At 48.1% G+C, this 10,710-nt stretch carries 11 protein-coding genes and 2 pseudogenes; 2 read left to right on the top strand and 11 right to left on the bottom strand.

Annotation, left to right across the window (positions count from 1 at the left end):
• Positions 1-63: 63 nt before the first annotated feature.
• The 5 genes and pseudogenes from BLU57_RS15230 to BLU57_RS15215 all read right to left on the bottom strand — a co-directional run bounded on the left by BLU57_RS15230 (position 64) and on the right by BLU57_RS15215 (position 3,111).
• Positions 64-402 carry a hypothetical protein gene (locus BLU57_RS15230; protein WP_090322757.1) on the bottom strand — a complete coding sequence of 113 codons (339 nt, stop codon included), beginning with the start codon at positions 400-402 and terminating at the stop codon, positions 64-66.
• Between the two features lie 70 nt (positions 403-472).
• Positions 473-784, bottom strand: coding sequence for a DUF4113 domain-containing protein (locus BLU57_RS17000; RefSeq protein WP_442512595.1), 312 nt, complete (start codon positions 782-784; stop codon positions 473-475).
• Positions 729-1,091 (bottom strand): Y-family DNA polymerase, encoded by a 363-nt coding sequence (locus BLU57_RS16995; protein WP_442512594.1) that lies wholly within the window; start codon positions 1,089-1,091, stop codon positions 729-731. The genes BLU57_RS17000 and BLU57_RS16995 overlap by 56 nt, the downstream gene beginning before the upstream one ends.
• A pseudogene (locus tag BLU57_RS15220) lies at positions 1,084-2,497 on the bottom strand (exonuclease domain-containing protein). Before BLU57_RS15220 ends, BLU57_RS16995 begins: the two are co-directional and overlap by 8 nt.
• Positions 2,494-3,111 carry a LexA family protein gene (locus tag BLU57_RS15215; protein WP_176776475.1) on the bottom strand — a complete coding sequence of 206 codons (618 nt, stop codon included), beginning with the start codon at positions 3,109-3,111 and terminating at the stop codon, positions 2,494-2,496. The pseudogene BLU57_RS15220 and the gene BLU57_RS15215 overlap by 4 nt, the downstream one beginning before the upstream one ends.
• Positions 3,112-3,174: 63 nt before the next feature.
• Here BLU57_RS15215 and BLU57_RS16765 point away from each other — a divergent pair, with 63 nt between their 5' ends.
• On the top strand, positions 3,175-3,297 hold the full coding sequence (locus tag BLU57_RS16765) for a hypothetical protein (protein ID WP_256206332.1): 123 nt from the start codon (positions 3,175-3,177) through the stop codon (positions 3,295-3,297).
• 213 nt (positions 3,298-3,510) lie between these two features.
• On the opposite strand, the gene BLU57_RS15210 is transcribed toward BLU57_RS16765, so the two are convergent.
• From BLU57_RS15210 to BLU57_RS15190, 5 genes are all read right to left on the bottom strand, one after another.
• Positions 3,511-4,266, bottom strand: a complete 756-nt coding sequence (locus BLU57_RS15210; RefSeq protein ID WP_090322752.1) for an ABC transporter permease — start codon at positions 4,264-4,266, stop codon at positions 3,511-3,513.
• Positions 4,263-5,186: an ABC transporter ATP-binding protein gene (locus tag BLU57_RS15205; RefSeq protein ID WP_090322749.1), complete on the bottom strand. Its 924-nt coding sequence runs from the start codon at positions 5,184-5,186 to the stop codon at positions 4,263-4,265. The genes BLU57_RS15210 and BLU57_RS15205 overlap by 4 nt, the downstream gene beginning before the upstream one ends.
• The gene (gene gshB / locus BLU57_RS15200; protein ID WP_090322746.1) at positions 5,183-6,181 is read right to left on the bottom strand and encodes a glutathione synthase; all 999 of its coding nucleotides are present in this window, start codon (positions 6,179-6,181) and stop codon (positions 5,183-5,185) included. The genes BLU57_RS15205 and gshB overlap by 4 nt, the downstream gene beginning before the upstream one ends.
• A gap of 64 nt (positions 6,182-6,245) precedes the next feature.
• Entirely contained in the window at positions 6,246-7,904 is a 1,659-nt protein-coding gene (gene gshA / locus BLU57_RS15195; RefSeq protein ID WP_090322744.1) for a glutamate--cysteine ligase, read from the bottom strand.
• Positions 7,905-8,073: 169 nt separating this feature from the next.
• Entirely contained in the window at positions 8,074-8,982 is a 909-nt protein-coding gene (locus tag BLU57_RS15190) for a LysR family transcriptional regulator (protein ID WP_090322741.1), read from the bottom strand.
• A gap of 236 nt (positions 8,983-9,218) precedes the next feature.
• Here BLU57_RS15190 and BLU57_RS15185 point away from each other — a divergent pair, with 236 nt between their 5' ends.
• On the top strand, positions 9,219-10,016 hold the full coding sequence (locus BLU57_RS15185) for a glutathione S-transferase family protein (protein ID WP_090322738.1): 798 nt from the start codon (positions 9,219-9,221) through the stop codon (positions 10,014-10,016).
• Positions 10,017-10,365: 349 nt separating this feature from the next.
• Here BLU57_RS15185 and BLU57_RS15180 read toward each other — a convergent pair.
• Positions 10,366-10,710: pseudogene (locus BLU57_RS15180) on the bottom strand (integrase core domain-containing protein); the annotation flags it as partial.

Here is a 10,710-nt window from a genome sequence, read left to right as displayed (position 1 = left end):
TCAGCTTACAGGCTTAAGATTGGTACACTTTTATTCCGCGATTGCGACGAAATTTAGCGCGCCTCAGTGGTACATTTTTACACCGCTATTTATACCCGCTGCGGGTAACGCAAACAGGCCAAACAGAACCAACCCAAAAGGCAATAAACTATAATCTGAATTGGATAGTATCATCATGCCTGTTTGTCCAAACATGACAGAGAATCCCCAGCGCCACGGCTTCTCGGGAAATCGGTAACCGAGCCATCCGGTTAAAATAATCGAAAGCGGATAGGTCACAGTCCAGTAGGATGAAGCATCCCAGGCTTCGGTTTTACCGCTTATGATTGCTGTTGCTTGCCATAAAACAGCGCCTCCGATGATTGCAAGCATGTAGGCAATTTTTACTGATCTATCGTTCATAACGAATCAACCCAGAAGAATCTAGTTAAGAATGGTAAGCATTGCTGCTAATTGAAGTAAAAAACACCGCTCATCTCAAGACACAGATCAATTCATCCCAGCACGTCGTGTAATTAGGATTTTTATTCCCCTGCTTCATCTTCCAGGGTTGCTTGAATCCCTCGGATGCAAGTTTTAATGTGCCTCTGCCCATACGGGCATTGATTTGATCCATGACGTGCATCAGTTGACTGGATTTTGTATCGGTATCAATCGACCCGAAGAGATCCAGTTGCCGGTATTGCCGGGATACCAGTTCAGACAGCATTACCCCCGCTTTCTGATACCTATGGCCGCTGCGGTAAATCCTCCGTAATCCCCAGTGTGCAACCCTGGCTAGCAATCGCGTATCGTCTATTGGGACTGAACATTGCCAGGATACTCATGACGCGATTGCTCATGTCGGCATACAGCGCATAGTTGGATGAATAAGCGATGATGCCGTGATTCCTGGCCAAGTCTTTGAGCTGGAACCACGGCTGCCTCATCTTGACCCCAAGTGCCTTGACTTCATTACTTCTGGCGACCGCACAGCCGTCATTGTTGGATAGCACCACAACTGGCCTGCCTTCCAGCTTGGGATTGAACACCCGCTCACAACTAACATAAAAATTGTTGACGTCAATTAACGCGATGGCGTGATTAGGCATAGGATGGTTGGGTATTTCCATGCAGCGGGATGATTTCGATGTTCTTCTGATTCAGGAATTTCAGCAAATAGCGGTAGGTATCCCGGTCAAAACAAGGACTTGCCGGTAATTCAGCCAATTCCTGGTGATCCTTGACGTTACCCAGATGGCACCATTGGTCAAAGACGTGTATTTCCGTGATGTTCGTAGTCCGGATTGTGTTCCTTGATGCCAATACGGCCAGCATACGGCCATGCCAGTAGCTTGTAATGGCTTAAAGCCGTGAGCAGGCGCAACCAGTGCGATTCGGCGGATTCCAGGCCAGCACACAAGCCCTTGCAGTGTTTTAACTGATGCGCAAAACACACACCGGAGCCTTTTTCCAGTCCCAATGCTTTATCGCACAGCCCATATTCATCAGCCAGCTTGTTTAAAACCTCCACAGCTTGCCGCTTCGTTCTGAAAGTACCAAAGATATTGTTTGCGTTACGCCAGTCGATGTCGCTGTCATTGATCAAGGTCACCAGCGGTTTGGCATTAGGATCGCTGGATACTTGCCAGGCACAGAGTTGCCGCTCGCGCCTGAGCTGCCGGTTATGAATGGGCTGAAGTTCTTTGATCAGACGCGATTCCAGCAACAGCGCGCCCAGTTCCCCGCTGGTAATGCGGTATTCGACTCGCTTGATTTCCTGTGCGATGCGCATTTCCTTGGTTGAGCAGTGATCGCCCTGAAAGTGGTTGAATACTCGTGATCGCAATGAAACGCTTTTGCCGACGTACAGTAATGCGCTATCGCCGTGAAATAAATAAACACCGCAGGTTTCCGGGATAGCGTGGATATCCGGGTGATCAAGACCGGTTGGGATCGCTTGCTGCTTCAGGAGTGTTTTTGCAGTTTCCTGAACCGTTGATTCTCCCAGTTCACGGATGGCGGCCTTGATGAATGCCGCCATCATTTCAGTATCGCCCATCGCGCGGTGGCGCTGGTTACAAACTAGCTGAAACCTTTCGATAATGGCATTGAGACTATGCGAATGATGCTGCGGATAGAGCTTCCTGGATAGTTTGACGGTGCACAGCAGCTTGTTTTGAAAGGTAACACCGATGCGCTTGAATTCGTTTTTGAGGAAACCATAATCGAAGCGAACGTTGTGAGCGCACAATACGGCATCATTCAGCCATTCCAGCAGCGTATCGCTGATCTCCTGGAAAGCCGGTGCATGATTCACCATGTCTTGGGTGATACCCGTCAAACGCTGTATGAATGGCGAAATGCTGACTTCTGGATTGATGAGGGTATTCCAGCGTCCTACTTCAATACCGTTCTCATAGCGAATCAGACCGATTTCGGTAATGCGATCCTGGGTCGGTGTAGTGCCTGTCGTTTCCAGATCGAGTAACACATAGCATGGCAATAACGTCGTCATTTGAACCGGCGGAATGATCCGGTCACGACACCGAAAATCTCAAACTGGGTATCGGGACGAATGTAAATCGGCTTGTAAGCACCAGTGGAATTGGCTGGTAATAATCTCGGCATTTTGTTGGCGCCGTGATCCAGGGTTTTGATGGTGAATTCACGATCTACCACGGCCAATACGATGTCGCCGATATTAGGCGTTTTGGAACGATCCACAACAACCTTGTCGCCCGGCAGCAAACCCACATCAATCATCGAATCGCCCATGATCGTGACAAAGAACGTCGAAGCCGCATAGTCGATCAAGAATTCACTGACATCGAGGCGTTTTTCGACATGATCGTCCGCCGGACTGGGAAAGCCTGCTGCTACTTTGGTCGCATAAAGCGGTAACAAGGTGGGTTGATCGTTGATCTCTGGAATGAAGAATTCACCCACCTCAACTTCTGTAACTGAGGTATCACCTTCAGCTCTTTCTCTTTTGCGCTGGTAAGCCTCCAAAAAGCTTTTGATTGTTGCCGTCTGACTCTCAGGTATACGCATCGTTACTGTTGATTCACCATACTTACCCTGACCAGCTGGCCTACCTGCATTTTCTCGTTTCCCGCCTCGATTGGACATGTTTGGATACTCCATATTGAAATATGAAACCTTATTCAAACACGCCTGATACGCTCGTGTCAAATGACAAACTGGAAATTGAAATTGGATTCTTTATCCGATCCCCTCATAGACAAAGCCAAACAGGTTCTGATTTCCTGGGTCGAGTTTGAAGCCAAGCGCCATCAACTCACCCTGGAGGGATGATCGATGTCGATGCTGGCCGCCTTGTCGATCATGCATCAATCGATACCTGGGCCAAGAACCTCGGAAAATCACTATAAGCAATGATCCTGCGATGGACTATGAGCGCTGAGCGTGACTTGGTTCGGCTTCATACATTTCTGGCTACAATTAATCCTCGCGCAGCGGCACAAGTGGTTCGGCAGCTTATTGCTGGCGCGAAACAGTTTTTGCGGATCATTTTCGTATTTTGTACCCTGCTTTCAGCATTCGCAATGTCCACCACGATACTGCCAGGAAACATACCATAAGGATCCCTAAGCTGAGGTAAGGTGAAACATCTGAGGAGTGAAAGAAGCCGTAGCGGAACCCGTCTACCATGTAGAAAAACGGATTCAGATAAGATAATCCTCGCCAAAATGAAGGCAACGAAGAGATTGTGTAGAAAACGCCCGATAAAAACGTCAGTGGCAGGATGGCAAAGTTTTGCAACGCAGCAAGGTGCTCAAATTTTTCCGCCCAAATTCCCGCAATGATTCCTAAGGCTCCCAGCAACGCAGTGCCCATCAAGGCAAATGCGATTATCCATGCGAGCGAATACAGGGGAGGCTCAAAAAAAACTACTGCAACCACGTAAATACCCAGTCCTACAATCAGGCCACGAACTACCGATGCCAGCACATAAGCAGTGAATATTTCCTGGTAAGAAAGCGGCGATAACAGCATGAAGATGTGATTGCCCGAAACCGTCGATTGAATCAGACTTGATGAGGAGTTGGCGAAAGCGTTCTGCAACATAGCCATCATCACTAGTCCCGGAATCAGAAAAACTGTATAGGTTACACTTGGAGATACCCGCGCTTGTTCTTCCAATACGTGAGAAAAAATCAGCAAATAGAGCAAGGTAGACAATATGGGAGCAAATAAGGTCTGGAACCCGACTTTCCAGAATCGTAGCAGCTCTTTATAGAGTAGTGTAAGAAATCCATTCATACCGATACAAATTCCAGATTCTCTGCGCCGTGCATAATTTTCACGAACACTTCCTCAAGGTCTGGCTGCAATATCTGTAGTTCCAGGACTTGGGTCTGGGTCGAGCGCAATACGGCCATCACATTTTCAAGTTGGAAGTATTCCTCGATTGCCAGAACGTAGTAGCCTTGGTCATGACTGATCGTCAATGGCTGTAAAGCTACCGGAATAGTGTCAGGAGATAGTTGGAGTCGTATCCGATATCCAGCGATGTTGCTGATGAGATTTCTGACGTTATCGAGCACGATGATACTGCCATTTTTGAGCATTGCCACGCGGTTGCATAAAGCCTCTGCTTCTTCGAGATAATGCGTAGTGAGCACAATGGTATGACCGTTGTGGTTTAATTGCTTAATGAAACGCCACAGGGACTGGCGCAATTCCACGTCCACACCTGCGGTAGGTTCATCCAAAATGATTACCGGGGGTTTGTGAACCAACGCCTGCGCTACCAAAACACGCCGTTTCATGCCGCCGGACAACGAACGCATGTTGGTATCGGCCTTATCGGAAAGATCGAGATGATGGATTATCTCGTCTATCCAGCGGTTATTCTTCTTTATGCCGAAATAGCCGGATTGAAACACAAGCGTTTCCCGAACAGTAAAGAACGGATCAAATACCAACTCCTGCGGCACTACGCCTAGCATGCGACGTGCCTCACGATACTCGGCGATGACATCATGTCCCATCACCCTAACACTGCCGCTGCTGGCAAGGGTAAGACCTGCGATGATATTGATCAGCGTTGTCTTTCCCGCTCCATTGGGACCAAGCAAAGCAAAGAATTCGCCGGTACTGATTTCGAGATCAATGTTGTTCAAGGCATGCAATGCACCGAAATGCTTGTGCACTTGCCTGACTTCGATTGCCGTATTCATGAAGAAAGCTCCGCTTCAACCGGATGAATGGCAGTTGCGTATCGCTCGGCGATACGGCTTTCCAGCGCATCTATCAGCATTTCCGCCGAATTGAATCCGGTCTGGCCGGCAATCTCCTGCATGCAGGTAGGACTGGTAACATTTATTTCAGTGAGATAATCACCAATCACATCCAACCCGACCAGCATCAAGCCTTCATCGTATAGCACGGGACCAAGTGCTTCAGCGATTTCGCGATCCCGCCGGGAAAGTAGCTGCGCAACGCCTTTTCCACCTGCGTTAAGATTGCCGCGTGTTTCGCCTGGCTTGGGAATGCGTGCAAGCGAGTAAGGCACCGGTTTTCCGGCGATTAGTAAGATGCGCTTATCGCCTTGAGTGATCTCAGGAATGTACCGCTGAGCCATGATAGTACGTGTGCCATAGTGCGTAAGGGTCTCCATGATTACGCCAATGTTGTAGTCGGCACTGTGTATGCGAAATACACTGGCTCCCCCCATGCCATCGAGCGGTTTGAGCACAATGTCGCGGTGTTCGTCCAGGAAATCGCGAATCAGAGATTCCTGCCGGGTCACTAGGGTAGGCGGAGTAAATTGCGAAAACTTAGCTATGGCAAGTTTCTCATTATGATCGCGTATCGCCTGTGGACTGTTAAAGATAAGTGCTCCCTGACGTTCTGCCAATTCCAGCAGATAAGTGGTGTAGACATATTCCATGTTAAATGGCGGATCCTTACGCATCAAAATAGCATCGAATTCCTGCAGCGGGATTTCCTCCGGCTCCTTTGTCCGGTACCAGCGGTGTCCATCGCCATCCTTGCCGGTTAACTCCAATTCGCGTGCGAATCCCACGGCTTGCGCACCCTTCCATGCCAAGTCGCCTTGTTGCAGGGTAAAAAGTTGATGATGGCGAACTCCTGCTTCACGCATCATGGCAAAACTTGAATCCTTATAAGTTTTAATAGAATCCAGCTGGTCGATAATAAAGGCAAGTTTCATTTAGTAGGGTGTCATCCGATTACAAGCAGTGAGTAGGTTTTAGCGCGACTATTAGTATAAGAATTCATTGCGCCGCAGCTTTGACCTTCCATTCAGATAAGTTTTTAGGCAAGACCTGGGAATGACTAATGCTGGTTGAATTGCCCTGAGAGAAATAATTGCTCAGGTATTCATCGAAAGGGATCTCATTCATTGCGTCTAGCTGTTTTTGTTCCGCCAATGATGTCTTGACTTGGAGATCAAAATTCCTCTTTATTGCGGTATCTAGCGAAGATTTCTGGAAATAACGAGTGTATTCATGGGATTTTTGTAATACCAGCTCGGTAACTGACATCTTTTGAGTACGCATGGCAGAAAGCATCCTTGCTGAAGCAGTCAACTCTGGGTGGCGAATTTTTTCGATTTGCTGGTGTAATGCACGGGTATAGGATGTATTGGCATTACCGTTATCCAGGATCTCACAGATCTCTCGCATCTGCTCGCACAGTGTCAGCGCCCATTGCCGCAGCGGGACTTCATGCCCGTTATCCAGCAGCTTCAGCCCCGGATCCCTGCCGCTATTGGCCACCATCAATGCGTTATTACTGATCTCGTCTTGCTGCTTCAAGTCATGCCCTGCATTGGGCTGGAATAGGCAGAAAAGACTCAATGCTTCAAGAAAGCGCGTGGTTTCGATCGAAATGCCCGTAGGTTCAAACATATCAACATCCACCGAGCGTATTTCAATATATTGGATTCCCCGGCTTCCCAGTGCCTGAAGCGGCCTCTCATTGGGTCGCGTCGGCTGTTTCGGCCGCACCGAAGTGTAATACTCATTCTCGATTTGCAGGAAATTGCTATTCAGTTGCCGATACTGATCTTTCACCTTTGTCCCGATCCTCTCGTATCCGAGATGAGAAATCGTTGTTGCCCCGCTCAAGTCCCGTATATAGTCATCAATGCTGTTAAAGGAAATATGAAATGCCGATTGAACTGGATTCAGATAGCCGATCTCGCTCATCCTCAAAGAAGTCGCGTAAGGTTTGTAATAGGAGGTTTCATCGAATTTTTCCAAGGCGCGGGAATGCGCAGAATGACGGCTTTCGACAAAGCTTTTGGCGACCGCCGGGGATGAACCGAATAAATATAGGATAAGCCAGCCATAACGCTGCAAGTTTCTGATCATTCCCATATACGCCTGCGTCGTGAACAATTGCAGATCGCCGGTATGCTTCATGAAATGCTGGTATTGGGGCCAAAATGGCACGGGAAGCGAGTAGTTGAAATGGATTCCGGCGATAACCTGCATGCAACGGCCATAACGATAGCTTAAACCCTGCCGGTAAATGTGCTTCATCCTCCCGACATTGGATGGGCCATATTCGGCAATGGGAATTGCCAGATCCCGCAAATCACCGACAGGCATACTTGCCGCCAGCAATAATTCGTCATTGATATTTGCGCAGACATATTTATGCAAGTCCGCCAAGTAACTCAGCATTTCCGTTCCATCTGATAATGCTGGCGTGATCAACTCAAGTAACGCTTCAGAATAATCAGTTGTTATATTCGGATGAGTCAACGCGGCTCCAAGCTGACCCGGATGAGGCAACAATGATATTGATCCCTCCTGATTAATTCGGAGACTTTCTTTTTCAATACCTTTCAAGCCATGAATTAATAATGGTTGAAGTGATTCGTTGATGGTTGTAATGTGATTGTTACAAGATAATCGTCTTGACATTTGTCCTCCGACATTGCCTGCAATAGGTAAGTGGTCAGAGTATAGGTCAGCCGACAGATAGGCGTGTAGTATGTTAAATTGGTACTCAGTGTCCTATTTTTGTAACTATTTGAGTGCAGCGCGCTGAGATGGATTCGTTGGGCAAGTTCCGGAGCGCTCTTAAGTTTGCCTAGTCGTCATGCAGCGTCTCGAAACGTTGTGCTAGAAAATCAATTAACGCCCGCACGGAAGGCAGAAGACCGCGCCGGGACGGAAACACCGCATGAATGATTACCCGGCGTGGCGCCCAGTCGGGTAGCAGTTTGACCAATAAACCAGCCGCCAGCTGGTCTCGTACTGCAATCACTGGCATTTCTACTACGCCAACACCGGCCACGGCGGCATCTCTGAGCGCAATCATGTCCGTCGTCACGAAGCGTGGCGTGTGATGAAGGGTTGCTTGTGCACCATCTGGCCCATGCAGCACCCAGGCATGAATTTGTTGCAGCCCTTCCCCCAGGCTTAGGCTCGGCCAATTGTTCAAAGCAACTGGTGTAGCAGGAAAACCGAGCCGTTGGACAAGGATGGGGCTGGCCACCAGGCATTGGCTTCGATCAGCCAAGATGCGCATAACCAGATCACTGTCTTGTAACGGTGGATGGCGTACGCGCAGAGCCACATCCAGCGACTCGCTGACCAGATCAACACGACGGTTAGTCGTTTCCATCTGCACCGTGACATGCGGATAGCTCACCATGAAATCGGCCAGCATCCCTCCCACATAGGCATTCACCAGCGGTATGGGGCATGTCATCCGGATTACACCGCGGGGCTCGTTTTTTAGCGTGTCTATTGCTTCCTGGGCCGCTTCGGCTTCCACCAGCATCGCCTTGCAGTGCATGTAATAGCTCTGTCCGGCTTCGGTAACCGCAAAGTGACGTGTTGAGCGCTGGATCAGGCGCACACCCAAGCGCTCTTCCAGCTTGGCGATGCGGCGGCTGAGCTTCGACTTCGGCATGCCTAACACTCGACCTGCCGGAGCAAAACCACCATGATCCACGGCCTGGACATAGTAGTAGAGGTCATTCAGGTCTTGCATAGGAACCCCCCCATAGTTTCAAAAATAGGACACTGAGTGCCAATTTAACATACTACACGACCATCCGTCTGCTGACCTATACTCTGATCACTTGCTAATTACTTTGCTTTAGTAAGAGATTACCCTACAGGAAGAACTAAACACCCTTGGCACTACTACCGGCGGCAAACATCAGCACCATGCCCCTAACGAAGATAACTATTTAACAATAAACTACATTGCAAAAGGAATTTTCTATGTCCACACAATCAAATGTCGAACGCACGCTGTACGGATTCTGGCTCTCACCTTATATGAGTCAGGTTGCGCACATCCTCTCGGAATCTGGTCTACCGTATCGCTATGAACGAGTGTCTCCGTTTCAAGGGAGCACGCTCACGCCAGAACACTTAGAAAGAAACCCTCTTGGAAAAATTCCCAGTCTCAGGGATGTTAATGGTGTTGATATTGCAGAAAGTCACGCTATTTGTCGTTATCTCGCAAAAATTTACCCAGAAGTGCAAAAGTTTTACCCTATTGATGATCCGTTGTTCTGCGCGCAGGTCGATGCCAAGAATGACTTCATCACTTTCTCCATAGCAGGTCCATTCTTCAACTGGTTCGTTGTCAGCGGATATTTTCCAAAAGCTTGGAAACTCAAGGTTGATAAAGAAGCCCATATTTATAATCTTTTTTCTGTCTTACTAAGCAAATTGTGGCTATCCCGACTCGTTAATGGCTCGAGAATGGATCCGTTCCTACTTGGCAAAGAACCTTTTTTGCCAGATTTTCAGTTGTTCTACACGCTCGAGCTTAGCCAAATGTTTTCTGAATTGTTCGAAATACCCGAGATGCATTTGTTTCGAGACGATCCTGCATTACAGACATTTTACGATGCAATGTGCGAGCGTCCTTCTACGCGTGAAATACTGGCGGCTAAAGCGTCGGAACTGGATGTTACGAAGAAAGAACTCTACGGTGGATTTGGTGCGGCCTACCTTGACAAGCATATCGACAGAAAAATCCTTGACGGGCTATTCGGACGTGAAGTCTGACCGCATACATACTGGGGCTGATCTGGCAACATCTATATCATGACAGTTACCATAATTGACTTGACGCAAAACACCACAGTCACCATTTCTTTACGATAAGTCAAGAATCGGTTTTTAAATCGAGGATAGTAGTATCCTCGATTGCAATGTTAAAACGAGAAGTTATAAATAGCGGTGTAAAAATGCACCACTGAGGCACACTAAATTTCGCGGCAATCGCGGAATTCATCCAGTACCCGCAGCTCGGGGTAAAACTCGAAGAATGGAGTTGGAGTTGTCCCATTTTGACGGACATTTTTTCATGGAATCGAGAAGGTCTCGACCGGTAAAGCGGATTAAAGTTTATTTCGATTTGATTATTTTCATTCAGTTTTCTCTCAAAATTGTTCGGTGACAAGTATCCCAGTCCGGAATGCTTGCGAGTGGGGTTGTACCAGGACTCGATCCAGGTGAATATGGCTAACCTTGCTTCAGTTTTGTTTTTCCATGAGCGCCTGTCGATCAGCTCACATTCCAGGGAAGCGAAAAAGCTCTCAGCCATTGCGTTATCATAGGTATCACCCACACTGCCCATAGAAGGGCGAACTCTCATCTCTTTACATCGCTTGCCGAACTCAACGCTGGTATATTGACTGCCTTGATCGCTGTGGTGAATCACTTTGCCCGGTTTACGGGTGATTAATGCCATGTTCAA

The organism is Nitrosomonas oligotropha (assembly GCF_900106555.1).
In the GTDB taxonomy this organism is placed as follows: Bacteria; Pseudomonadota; Gammaproteobacteria; order Burkholderiales; family Nitrosomonadaceae; genus Nitrosomonas; species Nitrosomonas oligotropha_A.
The sequence above is the reverse complement of the archived record's forward strand: the minus strand, read 5'-3'. Positions and strand labels throughout refer to the sequence as shown.

Excerpts from the sequence above, each read along its gene's own strand:
- BLU57_RS15230 (WP_090322757.1), bottom strand. The coding sequence starts at position 402 with ATGAACGATAGATCAGTAAAAATTGCCTACATGCTTGCAATCATCGGA.
- BLU57_RS16995 (WP_442512594.1), bottom strand. The coding sequence starts at position 1,091 with ATGCCTAATCACGCCATCGCGTTAATTGACGTCAACAATTTTTATGTT.
- BLU57_RS15215 (WP_176776475.1), bottom strand. The coding sequence starts at position 3,111 with ATGTCCAATCGAGGCGGGAAACGAGAAAATGCAGGTAGGCCAGCTGGT.
- BLU57_RS16765 (WP_256206332.1), top strand. The coding sequence starts at position 3,175 with ATGACAAACTGGAAATTGAAATTGGATTCTTTATCCGATCCCCTCATA.
- BLU57_RS15210 (WP_090322752.1), bottom strand. The coding sequence starts at position 4,266 with ATGAATGGATTTCTTACACTACTCTATAAAGAGCTGCTACGATTCTGG.
- BLU57_RS15205 (WP_090322749.1), bottom strand. The coding sequence starts at position 5,186 with ATGAATACGGCAATCGAAGTCAGGCAAGTGCACAAGCATTTCGGTGCA.
- gshB (WP_090322746.1), bottom strand. The coding sequence starts at position 6,181 with ATGAAACTTGCCTTTATTATCGACCAGCTGGATTCTATTAAAACTTAT.
- gshA (WP_090322744.1), bottom strand. The coding sequence starts at position 7,904 with ATGTCAAGACGATTATCTTGTAACAATCACATTACAACCATCAACGAA.
- BLU57_RS15190 (WP_090322741.1), bottom strand. The coding sequence starts at position 8,982 with ATGCAAGACCTGAATGACCTCTACTACTATGTCCAGGCCGTGGATCAT.
- BLU57_RS15185 (WP_090322738.1), top strand. The coding sequence starts at position 9,219 with ATGTCCACACAATCAAATGTCGAACGCACGCTGTACGGATTCTGGCTC.